21 protein-coding genes are annotated in these 25,158 nt (G+C 40.5%); 10 read left to right on the top strand and 11 right to left on the bottom strand.

All coding sequences use genetic code 11. The annotated features are described in order from the left end of the window. The first annotated feature begins 166 nt into the window (after positions 1–166). Complete coding sequence (locus FTU06_RS02195) at positions 167–1,222, top strand: aromatic ring-hydroxylating dioxygenase subunit alpha (protein ID WP_180050827.1); 1,056 nt, start codon at positions 167–169, stop codon at positions 1,220–1,222. A gap of 85 nt (positions 1,223–1,307) precedes the next feature. On the opposite strand, the gene FTU06_RS02190 is transcribed toward FTU06_RS02195, so the two are convergent. Continuing rightward, complete coding sequence (locus tag FTU06_RS02190) at positions 1,308–1,748, bottom strand: DUF2147 domain-containing protein (RefSeq protein WP_168379617.1); 441 nt, start codon at positions 1,746–1,748, stop codon at positions 1,308–1,310. Between the two features lie 524 nt (positions 1,749–2,272). Here FTU06_RS02190 and FTU06_RS02185 point away from each other — a divergent pair. After that, a complete protein-coding gene (locus FTU06_RS02185) occupies positions 2,273–3,109 on the top strand; it encodes an SDR family oxidoreductase (RefSeq protein ID WP_180035226.1) in 837 nt (278 codons plus the stop codon). A 179-nt stretch (positions 3,110–3,288) separates the two neighbouring features. Here the strand turns inward: FTU06_RS02185 and benE are convergent, their stop codons facing one another. From benE to catA, 6 genes are all read right to left on the bottom strand, one after another. Beyond that, complete coding sequence (benE, locus tag FTU06_RS02180; protein ID WP_180144665.1) at positions 3,289–4,512, bottom strand: benzoate/H(+) symporter BenE; 1,224 nt, start codon at positions 4,510–4,512, stop codon at positions 3,289–3,291. Positions 4,513–4,576: 64 nt separating this feature from the next. Continuing rightward, the gene (gene benD / locus FTU06_RS02175) at positions 4,577–5,362 is read right to left on the bottom strand and encodes a benzoate diol dehydrogenase BenD (protein WP_168379614.1); all 786 of its coding nucleotides are present in this window, start codon (positions 5,360–5,362) and stop codon (positions 4,577–4,579) included. Between the two features lie 14 nt (positions 5,363–5,376). Then, positions 5,377–6,393 carry a benzoate 1,2-dioxygenase electron transfer component BenC gene (gene benC / locus FTU06_RS02170; RefSeq protein WP_078190731.1) on the bottom strand — a complete coding sequence of 339 codons (1,017 nt, stop codon included), beginning with the start codon at positions 6,391–6,393 and terminating at the stop codon, positions 5,377–5,379. Between the two features lie 94 nt (positions 6,394–6,487). Further along, on the bottom strand, positions 6,488–6,997 hold the full coding sequence (gene benB, locus FTU06_RS02165; RefSeq protein WP_180144661.1) for a benzoate 1,2-dioxygenase small subunit: 510 nt from the start codon (positions 6,995–6,997) through the stop codon (positions 6,488–6,490). Then, complete coding sequence (gene benA / locus FTU06_RS02160) at positions 6,994–8,391, bottom strand: benzoate 1,2-dioxygenase large subunit (protein ID WP_180144658.1); 1,398 nt, start codon at positions 8,389–8,391, stop codon at positions 6,994–6,996. The genes benB and benA overlap by 4 nt, the downstream gene beginning before the upstream one ends. Before the next feature lie 85 nt (positions 8,392–8,476). Continuing rightward, positions 8,477–9,397 (bottom strand): catechol 1,2-dioxygenase, encoded by a 921-nt coding sequence (catA, locus tag FTU06_RS02155; RefSeq protein WP_078193335.1) that lies wholly within the window; start codon positions 9,395–9,397, stop codon positions 8,477–8,479. A gap of 280 nt (positions 9,398–9,677) precedes the next feature. Here catA and FTU06_RS02150 point away from each other — a divergent pair, with 280 nt between their 5' ends. The 4 genes from FTU06_RS02150 (at position 9,678) to FTU06_RS02135 (ending at position 16,098) form a co-directional block, all read left to right on the top strand. Then, a complete protein-coding gene (locus tag FTU06_RS02150; RefSeq protein WP_180022865.1) occupies positions 9,678–10,592 on the top strand; it encodes a LysR family transcriptional regulator in 915 nt (304 codons plus the stop codon). Between the two features lie 191 nt (positions 10,593–10,783). Next, a complete protein-coding gene (locus FTU06_RS02145) occupies positions 10,784–12,157 on the top strand; it encodes an MFS transporter (RefSeq protein ID WP_180144654.1) in 1,374 nt (457 codons plus the stop codon). Between the two features lie 125 nt (positions 12,158–12,282). Beyond that, positions 12,283–13,596 (top strand): DcaP family trimeric outer membrane transporter, encoded by a 1,314-nt coding sequence (locus FTU06_RS02140; RefSeq protein ID WP_180144651.1) that lies wholly within the window; start codon positions 12,283–12,285, stop codon positions 13,594–13,596. 372 nt (positions 13,597–13,968) lie between these two features. Beyond that, entirely contained in the window at positions 13,969–16,098 is a 2,130-nt protein-coding gene (locus FTU06_RS02135) for a TonB-dependent receptor domain-containing protein (protein ID WP_180144648.1), read from the top strand. Positions 16,099–16,204: 106 nt separating this feature from the next. Here FTU06_RS02135 and FTU06_RS02130 read toward each other — a convergent pair whose 3' ends face one another. Together FTU06_RS02130 and FTU06_RS02125 are read right to left on the bottom strand one after the other, a co-directional pair. Next, positions 16,205–17,641, bottom strand: a complete 1,437-nt coding sequence (locus tag FTU06_RS02130; protein ID WP_180144645.1) for an amidase — start codon at positions 17,639–17,641, stop codon at positions 16,205–16,207. 120 nt (positions 17,642–17,761) lie between these two features. Next, entirely contained in the window at positions 17,762–19,186 is a 1,425-nt protein-coding gene (locus tag FTU06_RS02125) for a PLP-dependent aminotransferase family protein (protein ID WP_180144743.1), read from the bottom strand. 197 nt (positions 19,187–19,383) lie between these two features. Here FTU06_RS02125 and FTU06_RS02120 point away from each other — a divergent pair, with 197 nt between their 5' ends. Then, the gene (locus tag FTU06_RS02120; RefSeq protein ID WP_180004489.1) at positions 19,384–20,199 is read left to right on the top strand and encodes a hypothetical protein; all 816 of its coding nucleotides are present in this window, start codon (positions 19,384–19,386) and stop codon (positions 20,197–20,199) included. 213 nt (positions 20,200–20,412) lie between these two features. On the opposite strand, the gene FTU06_RS02115 is transcribed toward FTU06_RS02120, so the two are convergent. After that, the gene (locus tag FTU06_RS02115) at positions 20,413–20,571 is read right to left on the bottom strand and encodes a hypothetical protein (protein ID WP_168379604.1); all 159 of its coding nucleotides are present in this window, start codon (positions 20,569–20,571) and stop codon (positions 20,413–20,415) included. A gap of 238 nt (positions 20,572–20,809) precedes the next feature. Here FTU06_RS02115 and FTU06_RS02110 point away from each other — a divergent pair, with 238 nt between their 5' ends. Next, on the top strand, positions 20,810–21,427 hold the full coding sequence (locus FTU06_RS02110) for a hypothetical protein (RefSeq protein WP_180004487.1): 618 nt from the start codon (positions 20,810–20,812) through the stop codon (positions 21,425–21,427). A gap of 179 nt (positions 21,428–21,606) precedes the next feature. Here the strand turns inward: FTU06_RS02110 and FTU06_RS02105 are convergent, their stop codons facing one another. Next, positions 21,607–22,488 carry a LysR family transcriptional regulator gene (locus tag FTU06_RS02105; RefSeq protein ID WP_218949725.1) on the bottom strand — a complete coding sequence of 294 codons (882 nt, stop codon included), beginning with the start codon at positions 22,486–22,488 and terminating at the stop codon, positions 21,607–21,609. A 163-nt stretch (positions 22,489–22,651) separates the two neighbouring features. On the opposite strand from FTU06_RS02105, the gene FTU06_RS02100 reads away from it, so the two are divergent. Beyond that, entirely contained in the window at positions 22,652–24,169 is a 1,518-nt protein-coding gene (locus FTU06_RS02100; RefSeq protein WP_180004483.1) for a CoA-acylating methylmalonate-semialdehyde dehydrogenase, read from the top strand. A gap of 15 nt (positions 24,170–24,184) precedes the next feature. Then, positions 24,185–25,075, top strand: a complete 891-nt coding sequence (mmsB, locus tag FTU06_RS02095; RefSeq protein ID WP_180144641.1) for a 3-hydroxyisobutyrate dehydrogenase — start codon at positions 24,185–24,187, stop codon at positions 25,073–25,075. Positions 25,076–25,158: the final 83 nt, after the last annotated feature.

Below are 25,158 nucleotides of genomic sequence, written 5' to 3'. Positions count from 1 at the left end.
AAGCAGTAATCAACGCTTAATGTTCTAAAAAACAGAACAATCTATGCAAATCATTCTAATAGACAGAAATGTGTTTAGATTTTAATTTCGACTTAGAAAATAAGGATTTAGCAAAATTTAAATAGCGCTAAATGCTGAAGAAATATTGAAAATGTCGAGATGAACTATGAATGCCATTCCAGTACTCAATTTATTTACCCAACCTCAGTGCAGTACATTTGATGCTAACGACTGGAATATTTTGGCGCAGCATTGGTATCCCGTTGCACGTGTAGAAGATGTTTCGACTGAACCGCAACAAGTGCAATTACTCGATGTAAAAATGGCGTTATATCAAACTGAAAGTGGAAAAATTCATTTGGTTCGTGACATTTGTCCACATAGAGGGGTGCCATTAACTAAAGGCTGGGTCAAGGGTGAAGACATTATTTGTCCATATCATGGTTTACATTATAACGGCGCAGGAAGGTGTGTAAAAATTCCCGCACAGCCAGAGCTGACTCAAATTTCAGAGCGTTTTTCATTAACTAAATTTCCAGTTGTATTGAAATATGGATTGGTGTGGACCAGTTTATTTAATCGCGATGAATCTACGGCCAATTTTCCAGATTTAGACACGTGGGATAACGAGCAGCACCAATCTATATTGCCACCTTATGTAGATATTGGTGGTTCAAGTGGACGTCAGCTCGAAGGCTTTATTGATGTTGCACATTTCGCATGGGTGCATCATGAGAGCTTTGCAGACCGTGAAAACCCCAAAGTGAAAAAATATTCGACAGTGCGTACAGACTATGGACTACATACAGAATATCTTAGTGATGTGAGTAATTATCCGCATGGCTTACAACATTTAGCGCCAGAAGATTTTTTATGGAAAAGAACGTTTGATGTCTATCCGCCATTTTCTGCAATTTTAACCATCGATTTTCCTGAAAATGGAGTGTTAAAAATATTAAATGCCTGTTGTCCTGTATCGCATAATAAAACCCGTTTATTTGTGCCTTTAACTCGTAATTTTGATACCACAGGCGATTTACAAGCGGTCTATGATTTTAATGCACAAATTTTTGCTGAAGATCAGGACATGGTGGAAAGTCAAAAACCTGAGGAATTGCCACTGGATATCAGTATGGAGGCGCATTTCGAAGCAGATCGCTCATCGACAACCTATCGTCGAATATTAGCCGAATGGGGGCTAAGCAAACGTTATACCGTTTAATTTTTATTTTCGAATAATTTCATTCTTGGTTTTCATACAAAAAAAGCGACTCAATCGAGCCGCTTTTGACTTTGTACATAAAGGATTAGTTTACACGTATCCATGTTTGGCTGCGTCCAAGCGCAGATACACCAATATAGCCACGACCATTCAAGGTCTTGCCGTCATTCGACATTTTGGCATTGAAACTATAGGTTTTACCATTTTTCGGGTCAGTAATTTTACCGCCGTCATAGGTATTTTTACCGGTATTTTTCAAACCATTCACGATTTGCACACCGAGTAGTGGTTTATTGTGGAATTTACCTACACATTTTTGGCAGTTTTCTGCTTCACCCGGGGTGAGTACATCAACGATTTTTGCAGATAAAACGCCCTTTGATGTTTCATTAAATTGAACTACAGATAAAGGTTTTTTGGTTTGGTCATCGATGGTTTTCCATTTAGTACCATGCAATGGATCAGCAGCCAAAGCTAAGCTAGACACCAGTGACAAACCGATTAGGCTAAGAGTTGTTTTTATCATTTTAGAACCTCTATTGAACATAGTAAGAGATGTGCATCCCTGATCTTCCAAAGGGTGGATACACAAGACTTGGAAAATTACAAAGCATCAGCCTTGTTGTCTTCAAGGGCTATATTCACAAAAAAATAAGTATATATTGTGGATTTTATATACTGATTTTGAATATGTAGAATCTGGATCGTGTAGAAAAATAGAATAAATGTTGAGCTTTGTTTATAACATTTGGGATTTGTATCACTTTTATAAATATCAAACGCTGTTTGAGCTGAAAAATTTAGAGCTACAATCCCAAAAAAAGCCGGAGCTAAAAGGCTCATTTAAGTTTTCAATTTTTGCTCTAATCATGTTGAATTACATTAATTTGATTTGAAGCAATAACGCTAAAGAGCTATGTATAGCATTCATATTTTACAATTAAATAAAATCATTTCATTCATAGATCAGTTCTCGTTAAGCTTGTGTTATGAATAATATGAAAATGCAGCTTGTTCACTGAACGAGATTAAGTGTGTATAGGAATAACGATGAAAAATTTTAACAACAAAGTCGCAGCCATTACTGGAGCAGGTTCAGGTATTGGGCAGCAGTTAGCCATTCAACTGGCTCAATCAGGTGCGCATCTAGCATTAAGTGATCGCAACCTTGACGGTCTTGCACAAACGGCTGAAATGATTAAGCACACCGGTGTGAAAATAATTCAGACCCAATTAGATGTGTCTGATCGTGCCGCTGTAGAGCAATGGGCGGCTGCAACCCAAGCTGAATTTGGCCAGGTCAATTTGATCTTTAATAATGCAGGTGTCGCGTTAGCCAGTACTGTAGAAGGTATGCATTATGATGAAATTGAGTGGATTATGAATATTAATTTCTGGGGCGTGGTATATGGGACAAAAGCATTTTTACCGTATTTAAAACAAAGTGGCGATGGACATATAGTTAATATTTCCAGCTTATTTGGTTTGACGGCTCAACCGACTCAAAGTGCCTATAATGCAACGAAGTTTGCGGTACGAGGTTTTACTGAATCTTTACGCCAAGAATTAGACTTGGAAAATGCTGGAGTCAGCGCAACTTGCGTGCATCCGGGTGGGATTCGAACCAATATTGCAAATAGCGCGCGTATGAGTGACAGTATTCGTGCGTTAGGGATGAACCCAGATAGGGCAACCAAAGCATTTAATAAAGTGCTAAAAACACCGCCTGAAGTCGCAGCAAAAGTCATTTTAGATGCGGTAAAGCAGAATAAACGTCGAGTTTTAATTGGTAATGATGCCAAAATTATTGATTTAATTCAGCGAATTGCACCTACACGTTATGCCCAAGCCATAGATCTACTTAGTGGTAAGAAAAAACGTAAATAATTCAAAGATAAGTAAAAAAGGGATGATGCAACATGATCCCTTTTTTATCCTATAGAGCTCTTAATTTCGAATATTGAATTTTTAAGTTTAAATGACAAGAAAATCAAAAAATTGAGTTTTCGATTAAACAAAGAAGATGTAGTGTTCCATCTTCTTTGTATTGGCAATGCGTTTGGACATTATGAACTTTTAGAATCTTGAGTCGTTGTTATCGGTGCTTGTGTGGCTACTCGTTTGGTCAAAATGACATGTGCAGCGACACCGATACAAATCCCCCAAAATACTGAGCTTAGCCCTAAAAAATGCATACCTGAGGCTGTCGCTAAAAAAGTGATTAGCGCCGCATCACGGTTGGCCTCATTTTTCATCGCAACGGACATGTTTGTTCCAATCGCACCTAATAACGCTAAACCTGCAAGTGCGGCGACTAACTCTTTAGGTAATAGGCTAAATAACATGACAATACTGCCTGCAAATAAGCCGCCTAAAATATAAAAAATACCATTGGCAATACCGGCTATATAACGTTTTTCTTTTAGTTCATGTGCATCTTTGCCCATACACATGGCTGCGGTAATAGACGCTAAAACAATGGTAATGCCTCCGACACATGCTACAGCGAGCGAGGCAATACTGGTCGCAGTGATAATGGGCTTAGCTGGCGTGTCATATCCACTTAGTTTCATGATCGCCATCCCCGGAAGGAATTGACCACTCAGACTGACTAAAATTAAGGGAATCGCCAAATTTAAAGTCGAGTTCCAAGTCCAAACTGGAGCAATAAACTGCGGTATAGCGAGTTGAAAATTCACATCAACAGGATTAATTTTTCCTAATGTAAAACTCAGGATGACACCAGTCAGTAAGACCCAAATCATCGCGTAGCGTGGCGAAAGTCTTTTCGATATGAGAAAGACCAATAACATGCCAAAGACAATGATCGGCATACTATCTGTCGCAGTGAACAGTCCAAGTCCAAACTGAAATAAAATACCTGCCATCATTCCCGCAGCGACATCTTGAGGAATCCATTTTAAGAGTTTGTCAAAATAGCCAGTGATGCCAATCAAGAAAATAACAATAGCGGACGTGATATAAGCTGCTATGGCTTCATTCAGTGAAATATTCGGAAATAGGGTGACTAAAAGGGCTGTACCGGGCGCTGACCACGCGGTAATCACCGGGGTTTTATATTTAATAGAGAGATAAATACCCGCCAGCGCAGCACCAATAGAAATCCCCCAAATCCATGAAATCATCATGGCTGGGGAAACTTGAGCTTTTTGTGCGGCTTGGAAAAAAATAATCAGTGGGCCTGAATATGAAATCAGCACGGCTAAAAATCCTGCAACCGTCGCTGAGATCGACCAATCTTCTTTTAATGTTTTTAACAGGGGTGCCATCGCTTTTGCCTCCATGCGACTATGTCAATGAGCCTGTTGAATAAAACCAATGACGGTATAGCGTTTAACCTTGATCTCCACCACCAACAGGGACGACTGTTCCTGTCATATAAGATGAATCATCGGATGCCAAAAATAAGATGGCATTCACTTGTTCCTGAATTGTGCCATAGCGTCCTAAGAATGTACGGTCAATGGTTTGATCGACCACGTCTTGCATCCATTGTTTTTCATGATCTGACAATGGATTGGTATTTCTTGGTACTTTTCGTGGTGGGGCTTCTGTGCCACCTGTGGCTACGGCATTGACTCGAATACCATCTTTGGCATGTTCAAAAGCGAGAGCAGCGGTTAAGCCATTAACCCCACCTTTTGACGCTGAATATGGCACTCGGTGAATTCCTCGGGTTGCAATAGAAGATACATTTACAATTGTCCCTTGCTGATTTTGAATCATTTCAGGTAACACGGCTCGGCAGCACCAGAGGGTTGGAAATAATGAACGATTAACTTCCTTAATGATTTCTTCTTCTGAAAATTCTTGGAAGGGCTTCATCCAAATCGCACCGCCAACGTTATTGATTAAAATATCAATTCGGCCATATTTTTCAATGGCTTGAGCAGCAACTGATTGAGCGCCTGCAAATGTTTCAAGATTGGCTTTAACAATAATGGCATCGCCATTGTGGGCTTGAATATCGTTCAGCGTCTCTTCAACAAAATCTGAGAGATCTGCCAATACCACTTGAGCGCCTTCTCGAGCCACTTGTAGTGCTACTCCACGACCAATACCTTGAGCGGCACCGGTAACGATGACAACTTTATTGTTAAATCTGGCTTGTTCTGACATTAAACTATTCTCCCTTAATTCGCTGAGAATTTTTCAAACAAAAAGTTTGCAGGTTTAACGCCTTCGGTATCTAACCAGCCACGTACCGCTTCGACCATCGGTACAGGACCACAGAGGTAAATATCCACATCGCCATTGTTTAACCAATCTTTTTCAACATGACTGGTCACATAGCCTTTACGTTCATGCTGTGACTCAGGGTGAGCGACCACAGTACGGTATTCGAACCACGGGAGTTTGCTTTGTAATTCATCGAGCTTGTCTTTTGCTACGATGTCAAAGTCATTGGTTACGCCAAATACAAGACGAACAGGTTGTTCAGAACCTTTTTCTTCAAGCACTTGTAACATGGACATAAACGGCGCAATACCTGTACCACCTGCAAGCATGACCACAGGGCGGACAACATTACGCAGATAAAAACTACCAAAAGGTCCTTTGAAGGTCATTTTGTCGCCGGCTTTCGCATCGGCACTCAGGAAAGTACTCATTTTGCCTTCAGGGACATTACGAACCACGAAGCCTGTTAAACGATTGCCCGGCTTTGAACTAAACGAATACGAACGAGTTTCTTCAGTCCCCGGAATGCCGACATTGACGTATTGACCTGCCAAGAAGTTAATGTCAGGTTGACCTTCATCCAGTTGAATATCAAAGGTAATCGTAGAATCCGACATATTTTCAACACGAGACAATGTGCCTTGAAACTCATGAATTTCAGTTTTACACACGTCAGATGATGCACTGATTTGGAAAACCGCATCTGAACTAGGACGACATTGGCAAGCTAAAATATAACCTTGCTCTGCTTCTTCGGGGGTTAAAGCGTCTTCGATATAAGATTCTTCAGGCATGTCGTAAGTACCCGACTCACAAAATGCACGGCATGTCCCGCATGCGCCATCACGGCAATCTAGAGGGATATTGATTTTTTGACGATAGGCTGCGTCGGATAGGGTTTCACCTTGAGCAACACTAATAAAACGAGTAACGCCATCTTCAAATTGAAGTGCAACATTATGGTTTGACATGGCTGAATATCCTTTTGAAAATCTGGTATAACGTGTCCTTTCAGCCAAATATCCTTCTGGCTGAAAGTTAAACCTTGCTTAGTGAAATAAGCTTTTATAGGTAATAAATATCAATAACTTGGTTGATATAATCGTTTTTAAGAACAACATATTTACTGAGGATTTTTGGCTGCTCGCCTGAAAAATCAATTTCATAACGTGACATGCCAAAGTAGCTATAGTTGGTTTTGTAGCGGAAACTTAAGGTGTTCCAGTTAAAACGCACCGTGACTTTGTCGCCATCACGTTCAACAATCTCTACGTTATTAATGTTGTGGCTAGTTCGTGTATCCGGCATCGTGGCAGATGAACGCTCAGTTTTAATGCGGAAGACACGGTCTTCTAAACCTTGACGGTCTGGATAATAAATCAAAGAAATCTCAGACTGTGGATCTTCCGTTAGGCGGTCGTCGTCATCCCAAGCTGGCATCCAAAATGATGCAGTTGGGGCATAGCACGCTAGCCATTCATCCCACTGTTCATCATCTAAAAAACGCGCTTCACGGTAGAGGAACTGAGATACAGCTTCAATGCTTACGCTGTCTAAATATGCAGTTGCATTCATGCGACATCTCCTTGTTCATTTGCGACTTGTTCAGCTAGTTCTTTTTCTTCAGCGATGGCATGTTTCATGGTTTTTAACCAATATTGATGCTGAGCAAGGTAAAGACCTTCATCTTCGGTTTTGATGCCACTTAATAGTGGTTTTAATCCAATTTCATTGGCTGCATCATCCGGTCCATGAATCCAGTGTTTTGAACCACGGCACATGTCGTTCCATTCCAGCTCAATCCCTGCATATCCAGCTTGGCAGGCACGGAATTCTTCTAAATCATCAGGTGTTGCCATACCTGAAGCATTAAAGAAGTCTTCATATTGACGAATACGACGTGTACGTGCTTCTGGCTCTTCACCAACAGGGGCGATACAGTAAATGGTGACTTCAGTTTTATTGACAGAAATCGGGCGTAAAACTCGAATTTGTGAACCGAATTGATCCATCAAATAGACGTTTGGATAAAGACAAAGGTTGCGTGAACGCTCGATCATCCATTTCGACATCGGTGCGCCGAATTTTTCGGTATATTCATCGGCTTTGCTAAAGTTTGGACGGTCTTCTGGGTTAGCCCATTGCGTCCATAACAACATGTGACCACTGTCAAAACCATAAGAACCACCGCCTTGCTTGCCCCAAGAACCCGCACTCATAGCACGAATATTATCCGCTGCTTGTGCTTCTTTACGGTGCTGTGTGGTGGCTGCATAGTTCCAATGCACGGCTGAAACGTGATAGCCATCTGCGCCATTTTCAGCTGTCAGTTTCCAGTTACCTTCATAGGTATAGGTAGATGAACCACGTAAAACTTCTAAACCATTTTCCGACTGACCTTCGATCATGTCGATAATTTTGGTGGTTTCACCTAAGAATTTTTCAAGGCTTGGCACATCAGGATTTAAGCTACCAAATAAAAAGCCTTTATAACTTTCAAAGCGCGCGACTTTTTTCAAGTCATGTGAACCATCTTGGTTAAAGCAATCTGAATAACCCGCTTCGGCAGGGTCTTTAACTTTGAGTAATTTACCTGAGTTATTAAAGGTCCAACCATGGAATGGACAGGTATAGGTCGCTTTGTTGCCTTTTTTATAACGACATAACTGTGCACCACGGTGTGAGCAGGCATTGATCATGGCATTCAGTTCACCATTACGGTTACGTGCAATGATGATCGGCTGGCGACCAATATGAGTCGTGTAATAATCATTGTTATTTGGAATTTGGCTTTCATGTGCCAAATACACCCAGTTACCTTCAAAAATGTATTTCATTTCAAGATCAAATAACGCTTGATCGGTAAATACTGAGCGGTGCAGTTTAAATTCACCAGTGTCAAAATTATCGACAAGAAGTTCATCAATACGATCTAGATGGCTGGTGTTAATTACAGGAATACGTGGCATGTCCATTCTCCGACTGTCCAATGAGGGGATAGTCGCCGAGTTGTCAAACTTGGATGAGACAGCTCGGCTTCCTTAGATTGAGTAATTAAGCGCTAGCGCGTCGACGATCAACTTCAGTATTTGGTGCTGCAGCTTGTTCTTTAACTAACTCAACATTAAAGCTAATGTGTTTAAACGGCTGGTTTAGACCACGACGTGCAATTTCAGCTTCGTCTGTGATATCAACAGCAGTTGCCACCAGACCATCACGAGTTGCAAAGGCAAAGTCGTCCCAAAGGTATTTATCACCTTCGATGTTGAATTGAGTGGTTAACTTGCGGTAACCCGGTGCAGAGATAAAATAATGTACATGTGATGGACGGTTACCATGACGGCCTAATTTGTCTAAAACAAATTGGGTTGTGCCTTCTGGAGGACAGCCATAACCAACGGGCATCGTAGTTTGTGCAACATATTTACCGTCTTGGTCAGAAAGAATGGTACGGCGAAGGTTGAAGTCAGATTGAGACTTATCAAAGAAAGAATAGTTACCTAGGCTGTTGGCATGCCAAATTTCAACTTTAGCGCCTTCAATGATGTTGCCTTCGGTATCTGTTACTGTACCTTCAATAAACAGAGTTGGAATTTTATCGGTTTCCGTACCATCATCCATACGAGCAAAGCCCACTGATTCAGGTGCGCCAGCCACATATAAAGGGCCTTCAATGGTACGTGGTGTACCACCTGTAATACCTGCTTTCGCATCAGCTTCATCGGCACGTAAATCTAGATAGTGCTCTAAACCTAAACCAGCGGCTAAAAGACCTAATTCGTTCGCTTGACCCGCATCTGTAAAATACTCTAGACCTTTCCATAGTTCAGTTTGAGTAATATCTAGATCTTCAATCGCTTGGAATAAATCACCCAATAAACGTACCACAACTTGTTGTACACGTTGGTCAACAGGCCCTGTTGCTGTATCTACGTTCATTTGTTTAACCAGAACATCAATCTCTTGACGGTTCATACTATATCTCCTTAAGTATGCATTTAAGTATGGGTGGCTATCACTCGATAAAAGAGGTCTTTGGCTGCCACGTTCCTTGTTTGGTTGTCTAACAATACTTTTTAAGTTGTTTCGTGTAGCAGCTGAAGTTTCTTTCAGGTATGGGCTGCACGATGTTTTTGATCTGTTGGATGGGATTAAATTTGCTTAATCCTGTCTATGTGATATACCTTAAAAGAATAAAATCTTCACGTCGAAGATCAAATTTGCATTTTATTATACTTAATAGGTATCGATAACCATGGAACTAAGACACTTAAGATACTTTGTCGCAGTGGTTGAAGAGCAGAGTTTTACCAAAGCGGCAGAAAAACTATATATAGCTCAACCACCTTTGAGTCGGCAGATTCAAAATTTGGAACATGAGCTTGGAATTCAGTTATTTGAACGCGGTAGCCGACCGCTTAAGACCACAGAAGCAGGCCAATTTTTTTATCATCATGCTTTAAAACTTTTGTCTAATGCAGAAGAAATTAAATCGATGACGAAACGAATCGGTTTGACCGAAAGAACAGTGACAATCGGTTTTGTGAGCTCTTTATTGTTTGGTTTACTCTCGAATATTTTGTATTTATTCAAACAACAACATCCACATTTAAAAATAGAAATGGAGGAAATGGCCACCACTGAACAAATCAAAGCATTAAAAGAAGGCCGTATAGATGTCGGCTTTGGGCGTTTACGTATTTCAGACCCTGCAATTAAACGGGTTTTACTGCGTGAAGAACGCTTAGTAGTTGCCTTACACGCTAGTCATCCTTTGGCACAAAAAAAGGAAGGAGTCTATCTTGCAGATCTGATCGATCAACAATTGATTTTTTACCCAAATCACAACAAACCAAACTTTTCGACCCAAGTGCGTGGCATATTTTCAGAGTATGGTTTGGAACCTAAAAAAGTACGCGAAGTACGTGAATTACAACTGGCTCTAGGCTTTGTTGCAGCTAATGAAGGGGTTTGTATCACTCCAATGAGTGCCCAAAGTGTGCAATTAACACATTTAACCTTTGTTCCTATCTTAGATGAAGCCGCGATTAGCCCAGTATTTATGGCTGTACGTAATATGGATGAAAGCGAAGATATTCGTGGTTTATTTGATAGTGTTTATCAAGTATATGATTTAGAAGCGATTCCTTATGATCGTGCTGTGTTTTGAGTATGCTGTCGCTAGACGTTCAGATGAACTGCACATATGAAATGATCTATTTAAATAAAGCGGAATCAAGGGATTAATTTGTATTCAACTTTTTAGGTATACAAACATGCCTAATCGGTTTTGGACATTAAGCACCGACTTATTCATTGTGAAAAGCGAATTTTACAAGCTTCACAATTAGGAGGTGGGCTATGCAAAACCAGAAAATTAATATTAATACCTTGGTTGATGAAGCCAAATTTACGCCATTTCATTGGGGTGTTTTGATTTGGTGTCTTTTGATTATTATTTTTGACGGTTATGACTTGGTGATCTATGGTGTTGCCTTACCGTTGTTGATGCAAGAATGGTCATTATCTGCGGTACAAGCCGGCTTACTGGCAAGTACGGCTTTATTTGGCATGATGTTCGGTGCCATGTGTTTTGGCACACTGTCCGATAAAATTGGTCGTAAAAAAACCATTATGATCTGCGTCGGTATTTTTAGTGGTTTTACCTTCTGCGGTGCTTTTGCAAGTACTCCAGTTGAGTTTGGTATTTTACGCTTTCTTGCCGGTCTAGGCATCGGTGGCGTTATGCCGAACGTTGTCGCATTAATGACAGAATACGCGCCAAAACGTATACGCAGTACCTTAGTTGCACTAATGTTTAGTGGTTATGCCATAGGTGGTATGGCTTCAGCGTTATTGGGTGCTTGGTTAGTGCCTGTATATGGCTGGAAAATCATGTTTTATATTGCGATTATTCCATGTCTTGCACTGCCTTTAATTTGGAAATTCCTCCCTGAATCATTGATGTATTTAACCTCAAAGCATCAAACAGATACGACTCGAACAATTGTCTCTAAAATTGCTCCTGAACAAGTCCTCACAACGGATACTCAATTTGTACTCAATGAAGTTTCTGAAGAAGACAAAGCACCGTTAAAAGCATTATTTCAACAAGGGCGTAGTTTCAGTACGTTTATGTTCTGGATTGCATTTTTCATGTGCTTATTGATGGTTTATGCACTTGGAAGTTGGTTACCAAAATTGATGATCCAAGCTGGCTATTCGCTTGGTGCAAGTATGATTTTCCTCTTTGCACTGAATATTGGTGGAATGGTAGGTGCTATTGGTGGTGGTGCTTTGGCAGACCGATTCCATATCAAAAAAGTACTGAGCATCATGTTCATGTGTGGCGCATTGGCTTTAATCTTACTGGGCTTTAACAGTCCGCAAATGGTTCTGTATACCTTAATTGCTGTAGCAGGTGCAGCTACCATCGGTTCGCAAATCCTACTTTATACCTTTGTCGCACAATACTATCCAACCACGGTACGTTCTACAGGTATGGGCTGGGCATCAGGCATTGGACGAATTGGTGCAATCGTTGGACCGGTACTTACTGGTGCGCTGTTAACCATGCATTTGCCACATCAAATGAACTTCTTGGTGATTGCCATTCCGGGTGTCATAGCTGCATTAGCAATCTTTATGGTGAATTTGCAAGCGTCTGTAGAGGCGTCTACTCAAGGTCAATCGCCAAAGCTCAATACGCAAGCCATCAAAAATCCAGCGAATTAAGCCGATATTTAAAGATTTAACATTACCCCAAAATTTAAGTTTCCAGGCCCTGATGCACAGCATGAGGGCTAGTGGGAAATTGTGACAAAAAATAAGGAAAGGGCATCGCCCAAATCGAGGTCAGGATGAAAGCTCAAAAGCTAAATTTAGTCAAAAAAACCTTTAAAATTAAACCGATGCTACTGGCTTGTGCAGCTGTGTTCCCCATGTGGACACATGCGGCTGTCAGCGAAGCTGAAGTTGAACAGTTGCGTGAAGAAGTCAAAGCATTAAAAGCCATGATGCAGCAATATGTTCAACAGCAAAACACCTTGTCGAGTGAAATCAAAGACGTAAAACAAGGGCCTGTAGTTGCTGTGCAGAATCAAAAACCGACTCAAACACCGAGCCTGAGTTTAAATACCAAATCGGGCGCTGAGTTTAGCTTGTATGGCAATGTGCGTGCAGATGCATCTTATCAGGCAGAAGGTGGCAGCTTATCTCGCCTGTATAACCAAATGAATAGTGTTCCGCTAGAAGGGAATGCTGAAAGTTCAGATCGTTTAAAAGCAACACTTGCTGCCACACGTTTAGGACTAGACTTTAAAACGCCGACTCAAGTGGGAAATGTAGGCGGTAAAATTGAAGTCGACTTTTTGGGCGCAAATGATGGACTACGTATTCGTCATGCCTATTTAACCTATAGCAATTGGTTGGTGGGGCAAACATGGTCTAACTTTGCTGTACCTGATTATATGCCTGAAACCATTGATGCATTGGGCTATGTCGGTGGTGCTGTTAAACGTACACCGCAAGTTCGCTATAGTCACAAATTTAGTCCTGAGACAAATCTAGTACTTGCCGCAGAAGATTCTAAGGATGACAGCTCAAATATGCGTTTGCCTGCATTAACAGCGCGTTTAAACCATAAAATGACAGATACACTCATGTTGAGCGCACGTGCGATGGGTGCTGAAAAGAAAACGTATACGGATACAGAAACCGCATGGGGGCTTGGTCTGGGCGCAAAACTAGATTTGACGGATAAAACAGTGCTCAAGGCGGATTATTACCATGTCAAAGGCGACAGTAGTTTTGTGTCATGGACCAACCAAGGCTTTGTCACTAATGCGGATAAAGACATCATCGCAACCAATGAATTTGACTCGATTACAGTAGGTTTAACTCAACAAATTTCAACACAATGGCGCGGAACATTGGGCTATGGTTATATGAAAGCAGATAATAATGCAGATTATGTCAATTCATTAGTCGATAAAACCAAGGCCAATAAAAACTTGTGGCAAGCATGGGCAAATGTATTTTACAGCCCTGTTAAGCCGATTAGTTTAGGTCTGGAATATGTCTATGGTGAACGTGAAGCTTTTGGTGCTGCGCCAAATGGCAGTACTAAGGGTGAAGATAACCGAATCAATGCGGTCGCGATGTACAACTTCTAATGCCGTTACAGAGAATTGTTTAATTTAAATTGCCTTAGAAATTTCAATATCAATTTAACGAGAGCGTGATTGAAAGTATGTTCAGGTTTTGACATCTGACTTTCCGACAATCTTTCAATGCGTGCTCTCAATTCATACTAGCTAGCCCTTGATCTTCACTGATTGAGGGCTTTTATCTTATTTAGAAACTTTTATTTTTGACTAAAAAATATAATTATCTGTTTTATTTCATTTAACAAATCATTTGAATATAAAAATACGAAGAAGGATATTGATAAAAATCATGAATTTTGAAATATTTTGATACATACATGATGATAAAACACACTATAATCCTTGCCGTCAATTTCGTTTCACTTAGAAGACGCAATCATGGATGTCCCTCAATTTTCCAAATATAACAACACGTCACTTAAGCTTTTAAGCCTGATGATGCTCACCGCGATGGCACCATATAGTGTTGCAGATAGCAATGTATTACCTGAAATCACCATTAACGTTGAACAAAGTTCAATGGATGATCAAATAAAAAAAGCACTGACTAAAGTAAATGCTGCAACCAATGCGATCGTTGCAGCAGACATTCAAGATATACCGAAGCGAACAAATGCTGATTTATTTAAAAATCAACCGGGGATTTACGCGGCATCTTCAGGGAATGAAGGGGTGAAACTGTCGATACGTGGCTCGGGGATCAATCGTGCACCGGGGGCGCATGCTTCAGGTTTGTATGTGACCTTAGATGATTTGCCATTTACAGGGCCGGGTGGAACACCTTATGAACTGCTTGAGCCGCTGTGGGTAGACCATATAGAGGTTTTACGGGGGGCTAATGGTTTAACACGTGGTGCATTAAGCTTGGGTGGTCTAATTAACTATGATAGCCCAACTGGAAAAAATGCAGCAAAACTGTCAGTGCATCATGAAATGGGTAGCCACGGTTATCAGAAAAGTGAAATCAGCTCAGGACAACAAATCGGTGACTTAGACTATTATGTTTCATTAACGCAAAGTGATGATGATGGTTTTCAAGATCATGCTTCAAGCCAGAGTAAAGGTATATCGGCCAATGTGGGATATCAAATAAATCCAAACCTAGATACACGTTTTTATCTGCGTTACCGAGAGACTGAACACCAAACGCCGGGACGTCTAACCCAACAACAGATTGAACAAAATCCAAAACAAGCAGTAGCCCAAAATATCTCGCTGAATAATAATCGTCCGCAGCCGGGAAGTCTTTGGTTGGCGAATAAAACCAATATGACTTTGGACTCGGGCGATCGTTTACAGTTGGGTCTGGCCTATCATCATTATCCGATGGATTTGCAAGAAGGTTTGTATAGTACCGATGTTGACTATGACGATATCATTACCTTATTTAACTACCAATTTGACCGAACGCTATGGGGGCATGAAAGCCAAAATACTTTAGGTTTTCGTAGTACCACGCATTTGCCAGATGGTCAGGTCGTTGAACGCTTGCGTGTAGCGCAAGGCGCCTATGCTGCGGGTACAGAAACGCGGCATTATACCTACCAAGGTGGTGACTATGTTTTACATTATGCCAATGCCTTGGCACTACACCCACAGTTTTGGCTCGATAGTCGAGTTGCATTGGCGTACACCCATCGTGAAAGTGAAGTGACATGGCCTGTGCAAAGTCATAAAGAAAATATTCGTGAATGGAATGTCCTGCCATCGCTAGGTTTTCGATATCAAATCCAACCTGAAACACAGCTCTTTGCCAATGTCAGTCGAAGCTTAGAAGCACCACATCCTTGGGCTTTAATTTGGGGTTCGGATCAAAAGTTCCCCGATGAAAGTGGCGCAGCGACGGGACGCCAAAATGCTCCGATTCATTTGAATAGTCAGACAGCGAATACTCTTGAACTAGGTGGGCGTGGTCAACATGCACTGGGTGAGTGGAATATTGCATATTACTATTCACAGGTTAAAAATGAACTGTTGGCTGTTGAAATCCAACCAGAGCCTAATCCGATAATTTACGAATCGAATGCTTCAGACACCATCCATCAAGGGATTGAAGTCGGTTTAAACAGTTCACTTTGGCAAAATGATACATATGGACAGGTTCAACTAAAACAAGCCTATACCTTGAATGATTTTCACTATAAAAATGATGCGGTATTTGGAAAAAATGAGCTGGCAGGTATACCAAAACACATCTATCAGGCTGAACTGAAATACGAACATCCTTTAGGCTTTTATGCTGCGGTGAATACACTTTATGCCGCAAAGGTCGCAACCGACTATGCCAATAGTTTCTACGCAAAAGATTGGCAAATTTGGGGAGCATCGTTCGGCTATATGCAACCACAAAAACAGTATTTGGCTTGGTTGGATTTCAGAAATATGGCCAATAAAAAATATGCATCTACCGTGACACCGGGCTATAACGATGCCGGCAAAGATCCTGCTCGTTTAACACCGGGTGAAGGTCGGGCGGTATATGCAGGACTAACGTATCATTTTAATTAAGTATCTTGTATTCAAATACAGTTATCCCTTGCAAAGCCTTATGCTGCGGATTTGAAAATAAAAAGGGAGCCAATCAGCTCCCTTTTTTAAACCTTTGATTGGGCTGTTAAGCAGTTCGAGGCATATCCTGAATACGTCGCCATGGCTGAGCTTCTTCAATTTCATACGCCAGTTCGATCAAGGTTTTTTCATCACCGACATCGGCTGATATTTGCATACTGATCGGTAGTCCGTCGTTTTGGGTTTCTCCCATAGGAATCGACATACCTGGCGCACCAACAACATTTTGGATGGGGGTAAAAGTCACATAGTTCTGTATACGTTCAAATAACTGGTCAAACGGTAATTGAGGTGATAAATAGCCGATTTTCGGTGTGGTATGTGCAAGTACAGGCGATAGCAAAACGTCATAATGCTTAAAGATTTCACGATATTGTTGCTGCATTTTCTTTAATCGATACAGAAACAGCGGGGTTTTATAAAAGTTCTTTTTATACAACTTCGATAAACCAACGGTTAAGTGATCTAACTCTTTGGGATTAAAGTCAGCGCCAAAGATTTTCTTGCCAAAGGTACTCAGTAAAAAGGATAACATCCCCCAATATTCACTAAAATCTTCAACAAAGCTTAAGGAAAAAGGTAATTGAAGTTCTTCAACATGATGGCCTAATTTTTCTAAGAGTGCTGCACTATGCATTAAGGTTGCAGTTGTTTCGCTATCTATTTGCCCTGTAATCGATTGCGGGACTAAACCGATGCGTAATCGACGTTTAGAAGGCCCATGAATCATGTCTATGCGTGGCAGCTTTTTATTGTAATAACTTGATTCCATTCCTGCATAGAAATGAGCAGTATCTCGTATGCTACGGGTTAGGACACCTTCACTGATGATATTAATCGGAAGAGAGCCTGCTGCTTCACTGTCATAAGTACGGCCACGGCTAGGCTTTAATCCAATCAAACCGCAGCATGCAGCAGGGATACGAATCGAACCACCGCCATCATTGGCATGGGCAATCGGCACTACACCGGCTGCAACGAGAGCTGCGGAACCCCCTGAAGATGCACCGCAGGAATAACTTAAATGCCAAGGGTTATAGGTGGCTGATCCATCTTTATATTCGGTGCTGGCATTTAGACCAAATTCAGGGAGCTTGGATTTTCCTAATACGACAAACCCTTGATCTAAGATTTGTTGGCTAATTTGAGGATTACGATCGGCTGGTTTTGAACCGATGGCCTTTGAACCATGGCGTGAGGGCAATCCTTGATAATCTAGATTATCTTTAAAGAAAAAAGGGACACCCGCAAAAAGACCATGTTCAACATATTGATTTTGCTCTAAAGCACGCTGAAAACAGTCCAGTTCAATGGCATTTAGATGCGGGTTCACTTGTTCCGCACGTGCAATGGCCGCTTGTGTTATTTCTTGCACGGAGGCTTCTTTAGATTTGATGAGCTGTGCAATCCCCACAGCATCCAGATCTGTGAGTACATCCGAACTAAAGGCATGTATGCGTTGACTGTGTTTTTGATCTTCCATGAACTAACCTATTTGTTTTTTGAATTTTGGTAAATATTGAATGAATTCATTGTTATCTCAACAACAAATATATGTATTTGAACTGTATTGCTTTGAGCATAATAATGACAATAAAAATTGTCAAATATTCATCTGATCTGAGGAAAGTGCAGAGATTGTACTAAGGAGGGCATCTAAAGCCTGTTGAATCTCATCCTTCCATGCAAAGGAACAATTTAAACGGATATATTGAGTTTTGGCTTCTGATACGTTAAATAAACGGCCTGGAGCAACACCGATCTGCTGTTGAATTAAGGCTTCATAGACTGCCATGCTTTCAACGTTTTCTGGTAATTTTAACCAAAGAAAATAACCACTTGGATGATATTGTAATTTACATCCAGTCGGCAGGCGGCTTTCCAAATAACGGTAAAACTGTAATTTGTGTTGCTGTAGACTTTTTCTTAGGACCCGTAAATGTTTTTCATAATGATAATTTGAAATAAATTCCACTAAGGCATTTTGCAATAAGGTATTAACGGAAATCGTGCTCATAAGCTGTAAGTGTTGAATCGCTTGAGAGTATTTACCTGCATGCACCCAACCGACCCGAAATGCAGCGCCCAACGTTTTAGAAAAAGAAGAGCAATGTAAGACCATATTATTTTGGTCAAAATATTTCATTGAAACGGGCTTCTTGGACGCATAATGCATTTCCTCATACACATCGTCCTCAATTAAATGCACATGATATTGGTGTAATAACACGGCAATTTTTTGCTTGATTTCATCACTCACTGTGAAGCCCACAGGATTATGCGAATTCAGCATCAGCCAACAAATTTTGACGGGATAAGTTTTTAAAATATGTTCAAATGCGGTTAAATCAAAACCGTCTTGTGGATGTTCAGGTAAGGTCACCACTTTAAGGCCTAAGCGCTCTGCAGCTTGCAAGGCGCCATAGAAAATATTTTGCTGTAACACAATATAGTCACCCGGTGAGGCTATGGCCTGTAAGGAAAGATTCAGTGCATCCATACAGCCTGAGGTAATCACAATATCCTCTGGATCTGTGGCAATGCCTTGCATGCAATAACGCTGTGCAATCAACTTACGAAGGGCTAAATTTCCAGGTGGAAGATTATCAATGGCATCGTAACTTTTGGGATTTCGGGAAATTTGCCCCATGATTTGGGTTAACTTTTTAGAAAAAACGATGTCTTGAGCTGGAAAGGCTGAACCCAATGGAACGATTTTTTCATCTTGTATCGATTTTAAATACTTAAAGACCAGAGAGTTAATTTCAACGGGAGTGTTTAAGGACACGATTTGAGCGTGTTCAGCTTCTATTTCGAGCAAGCCTTGCGCTATATAGTAGCCTGATTTTTCACGTGCATAGATTAAGCCACGTGATTCCAACTCCTGATAAGCATTCATGACCGTGATTAAACTAAAGCCGGACAACTGCACTTGTTCACGTAAAGAAGGGAGTTTTTCGTGCGCTTTTAAAGTGCCATTTTCAATCAGTTGACGTAGGTGCTGTGCGAGCTGTTCCGATTTATACATAGTCATCAACAAGACAAAATTCTGTTATAAATATATCAGTAAAATTAATTGTGCATTCTATTTTTATAACAGATGTGTCTGTACTGTTATATGTTTTTTCAAAATCACTGTATCTAGTTTTAAGCTTGAATTTTTTATAAGGTGCATTGACCACAACACTTGTGGCATCAAATGGTATGGAAGGTAGGGAGTTGAATATGTTTAAAGCCAGTGAATTAGAACTGTTACAACATTTACTGGTGGATGTTCCATTGACAGATTCAACGCTGCATCTGTTGCAACAGCAGCATACTAATTTAGAAGCTGTACTTTTGCGCAGTCGAATTTTGCGCCAAGTACAGCAAGTGGGCTATGTCAGTATTTGTCAGGAGCATATGCACGCCAAGGCTGAAAATGCGGCTTTTTTATTTGCACCTTTTATCTTAGCGAATTTGAATCAGAAGGTGATCTACGCTACACCGCAAAGTCCTGAAAATGTTGCGATATTAAATCGTTATTATCAAGCGGAGGCTAAACTTAGCGCATTTAAAGTTGATGATGTTTTATCGGGACTAAATGTCTACATTGAGCTACATAATGAACAACTATCGCCAGCAGAATACTTCTATTTTAGTTTGATCAATAGCTTATGTAATCCGAAAGTTTCCAAAATCATTTGTATTACACATCTACATATCGACTTAGAAAAATTAAATCAGCTTGCTGAATATTTAGATGTTGAAATCCATGTCTTGGCGGATAAAGCTGAACCGATTGACTTTGATCTAAGTAAAATCAATATGTTAAAGCTGCTATTTAAAGACAAAGATCAGCAATATATCGATTTATGCCAAAAGTTTTCGTTTATCAATGCGAAAATTTTACAACGATTAGGTTTATATGAATTTGACCGTGCGCAAGTCTTGGTAGAAGACATGTTTTATTCAGAGCATATTTTTGAAAAAATGTCGGTCTATGGTGAATATATCCAAACGCATCTTCAGCACCAAGTGAAAAAGCAAAGTCCTGCATAAGTGATTCAGATGAGATATTAAGTTTATAACTGTGAATTGATCATTTTAAAATGCAAAAAGCTTGTAAATCTAGACTTACAAGCTTTTTTTAAATTCAAATTTAAACCAAATTATTTGGTCTGATGATCAATTCATTATGAACTGATCATGAGCAAACATGAAATGTAAGATATACATGCAATAGCGAGTTGCAATAAGCGAATAGATTATCGTTTAAGGTAGATAGGAATTATCTGCACCAACGACAAACGCTACACCAATACAGAATAAAAGCACATAGATCGAGAACCAAATAATGGCACGCTTAAAGGCCTTATCTGAAATTTCACTGTCTGCATATTTTTGCGGTTTTTTAGGCTCTTGATTGCTCATAAGATGTACTCTAAATCCCTAGTGGTTATAGGTGATTATTGGGGTATATCGCTTGAAAGCATAGATACAACATTCATCTAAATTTCTATAACAGTTATAGTTTGGAGTTGAATGACAGTTGATTTGAGATTATTGACACATGATTCGGGATTGTTAAAGTGTAGAGTAGTCTTGAATAAACCTCTCAATACATTGAAAATTAGATCATAAAATAATTTGGGGTTACAAGCAGAATACAATGGAAATAATTACGCTCATAACAATATTAGGAACTGTCATTTTATTGATTTATCTCAAACTTAGCGCCAAAAACCGTCAATGGCATTTGGATGAAAAAGGCGTGATGAAACATGAACGGATTGAGTACACACCATTCAATAAAATTGATGAAAATGACTTTCAATGGATACCTGACGTTATAAAAAAATATTTTCCTGACGGTCATGCCACCGTGCGGAAATATGGCAGCGGGGCGAAAAACATTCTGATCGTGAACAGCTCAATCTACTATCACCAATACTTAATTCGTGAAGAAGGCACAGGTGATATGATGCTGAATGGGTGGGATGCCATTATGGACAGCGTATTGTATGTAGAGAAGCGCAATGACGATAGTTACTGCATGTATCTATTCAGACCTTGCGAGATTAACTTGCAAAATCATAATTTGTTTTTTAAAGGTAGATTTTTGGAGGGTACAATTGATGACTTGAAGCAAGGTTTTGATACATGGCAGGCCGCGCAAAAGGATTTTGTGAAAATACATCAAGATAAGGTGGATATACTCAAAAACAATATCATCGCTAAACAAAAAAAATATGACACTGAGGTTTATAAGCATCCTGAATTCAATTAACCCGCAAATTAAAGTGAAATAAAATCTTAGCTTGTGTGTCAGAGAATTTCAGAAAATCTTAACTTATATGACAACGCAAGCTGAGATTAAATATCAAGAAAACAAAAAAATTATGATTTAACTAAGAAAATGAATCTCAGATTATTTGTCATTTACCTTTTGGAAGGTAGCTTCATTTCTTAATCCATTAATAAACTATGATATTGGTCAGTTCTTTTTCTCAAAAAGTCCCAGACTAGCTTAATGCGTGGCTCATGTTGTAAATCGACTAAGGTTAGCATCCAAAAGGTATGTACAAAACGAACATCTTGCGCCAAGACCTGTTCTAATTCGGGTTTTTCCTCGGCCAAAAACTTGGGCAATATTGCCAATCCTGCACCCGCACTCACGGCAATTTGTTGTGCCAAAATACTACTACTTCTAAAGTTGGCATTGAGCTGAATAGGTAAACGTTCTAAACAATACAGTTCAGGGCTATAGACCAAATCATCTATATAGTTCACAAAGGTGTGTGATTTTAAATCTTCTAATGTATGAATGGGTTGCGTGTTTTTTAAGTATTCCTTACTGCCATAAATCTTTAAACAATAGTCGGCTAGTCGGGTAATAATATATGGGCCTGATTTTGGTCGATCGATGGAAATAACAATATCTGCTTCACGATGTGAAAGCTTGATCATCTTCGGCACTGGAATAAGGTCGATTGTTAGCAAGGGGTATTTTTTTGACAATTCTGCCAAGAGCTGTGTCAAAAATGCCGTTCCAAACCCTTCGGGTGTGCCAATTCGCACACGACCTTGCATAGGTTGGTTGGGTTTTTCGATTTGTAAAAAAGCCTGTTCCATTTGTTCAACCCGAGGAACCAGTGCCAAACCTTCTAAGGTAAGCTCATAACCTGTGGCTTCACGTTTAAATAATGACGTGCCTAAAGCCAGTTCTAGCGCATGTATACGTCGAGAAACCGTACTGTGCTCCACACCAATAATTCGTGCAGTATTGGTTAAGGTTTTCGCACGAGCCAAAACCAAAAAATACTGTAAATGATCCCAGTCTACTTTCATTGTTATTGTCATCCCTGTGCATATTTGCACATCAATCGTGCGTGAATCTCTATTGGTAGTCAAAATTTTCTTTGCTAGTTTGAAGTGAATTGGAAAATATAAATATAAGGCTTTTGGATATTTTCTAAGTCAGTACAAAACAATAAGTGCCTATGGAGAGGTCATGAACACAATGTCAAATATTCAGTCATCGACGGCTAAATTATTAATTAACGGTAAATTTGTAGAGTCAAACACTACAGAGTGGCAAGACATTTTAAATCCTGCAACTCAAGAGGTTTTGGGTCGTGTACCAATGGCGACTATGGAAGAAGTGGATGCAGCGATTGCTTCAGCGCAAGAGGCGTTTAAAACTTGGCGCTTAACACCCGTACAAGCACGTATGCGTATTATGCTGAAACTACAAGATCTGATCCGTAGCAATATGAAAGACATTGCCCGTGTACTGACTGCTGAGCAAGGAAAGACGCTTGCAGATGCTGAAGGTGATATTCAACGTGGTTTAGAAGTCGTTGAGCATGCGTGTTCGGTTGGCACACTTCAAATGGGCGAATATATAGAAGGTGTGGCACGTGGTGTGGATACCTATACCTTGCAGCAACCTTTGGGTGTATGTGCAGGAATTACGCCATTTAACTTTCCTGCGATGATTCCACTGTGGATGTTCCCAATGGCGATTGTCAGTGGAAATACCTTTGTTTTAAAGCCATCTGAACAAGATCCATTATCTACCATGATGCTTGTCGAACTTGCGATTGAAGCCGGTATTCCAGCAGGCGTATTGAACGTAGTGCATGGTGGTAAGGACGTTGTTGATCGTTTATGCACACATCAAGCTATTAAGGCAATTTCATTTGTAGGCTCTACAGCTGTTGGTACACATGTATATAACCTTGCAGGACAGCATGGAAAACGTGTGCAGTCGATGATGGGGGCTAAAAACCATGTGGTGGTGATGCCAGATGCCAATAAAGAACAAACCTTAAATGCTCTCGTTGGTGCAGCATTTGGTGCGGCAGGTCAGCGTTGTATGGCTTTGTCTGTTGCTGTCATGGTTGGTGAAAGTAAAGAATGGGTCAATGAACTGGTTGAAAAAGCCAAAACGCTGAAGGTCAATGCAGGGCATGAACCGAATACCGATATTGGCCCAGTCATTTCACCTCGCGCAAAAGCACGTGTACTGGATTTAATTCAAAGCGGTGTAGAGCAAGGCGCAGAACTGTTACTGGATGGTCGTGATGTTCAAGTCATTGGCTATGAGCAAGGAAACTTTGTCGGAGCAACGATTTTTAATCAAGTTTCAACCGATATGCGCATCTATACCGAAGAGATCTTTGGACCCGTATTAGCCATTATTCATGTCGATACTCTGGAGCAGGCGATTGAATTGATTAATGCCAATCCATTCGGCAACGGTGTTGGACTGTTTACACAAAGTGGTGCAGTTGCTCGTACATTCCAAAGTGATATCGATATTGGTCAAGTGGGTATCAATATTCCAATTCCTGTACCTGTACCTTTCTTTAGTTTTACAGGATCCCGTGGTTCAAAACTGGGTGACTTAGGTCCATATGGTAAGCAAGCAGTTCAGTTCTATACACAAACTAAAACCATCACCAGTCGTTGGTTCGAAGATACACAAGAAAAAGGTGAAGTGAATACCACCATTAACCTACGTTAATTTAGGAGTTCAAGGATGAATATTGCCTTTATCGGTTTAGGAAACATGGGCGGAAAAATGGCCCAAAACCTACTCAAAGCAGGTTTTACGGTTTACGGTTTCGACTTAAGTGAAATTGCGATTCAGCATTTTACTGAAGCAGGTGGCATCGTTTGCCACAGCCCACAAGATGCCGCGAAACAAGCAGATGTCTTGATTAGCATGTTGCCTGCTGCCAAGCATGTCAAAGAGGTGTACTTGGGAGAAAATGGTGTATTGGCGGTAATGAAAGCAGGAAGCTTATGTATCGATAGCAGTACCATTGATCCGCAAACCATTAAGGATATAGCTGAGGTGGGTGCTGCACATCAGATAAAAATCTGTGATGCCCCTGTTTCAGGCGGAACTATTGGTGCTCAGGCAGGTACATTAACCTTTATGGTCGGTTCAGATGATCAAACCTTTGAAAAAACCAAAGCGGTATTGGGCCACATGGGTAAAAACATTGTGCATTGTGGTGATGTGGGTGCAGGTCAAATTGCGAAAATTTGCAATAACTTGATTCTTGGTATTTCCATGGCAGCCGTTGCTGAAGGTATGGCGCTCGGTGCGCGTCTGGGGATTGATCCTCAAGCTTTAGCAGGTGTGGTGAATAGTTCGAGCGGACGTTGCTGGAGTTCGGATGTATGTAATCCATGGCCGGGTATTTCAGCAAATGCACCTGCAGGACGTGGCTATACCGATGGTTTTGCAACGCAGTTGATGTTGAAAGATTTAGGATTGGCTGTAGAAGCCGCAGGACAAGTCAAACAGCCGATTATTTTAGGTGGACTGGTTCAGCAGATGTATCAACAGCTGTGTTTACAAGGTAATGCACACTTAGATTTTTCAAGCATTGTGCAGCAATACTTACCTAAGGATGCTTAATCGCTTTGAACACCAATCTAGCCTAGGGATGGCTAACAATATAAACACTCGTGTCGGAATAACAATAAATTGAGACTGAGGTA

The organism is Acinetobacter sp. YH12052, from assembly GCF_013419835.1.
Lineage (GTDB): Bacteria > Pseudomonadota > Gammaproteobacteria > Pseudomonadales > Moraxellaceae > Acinetobacter > Acinetobacter amyesii.
This window is presented reverse-complemented; position numbering and strand designations above follow the sequence as displayed.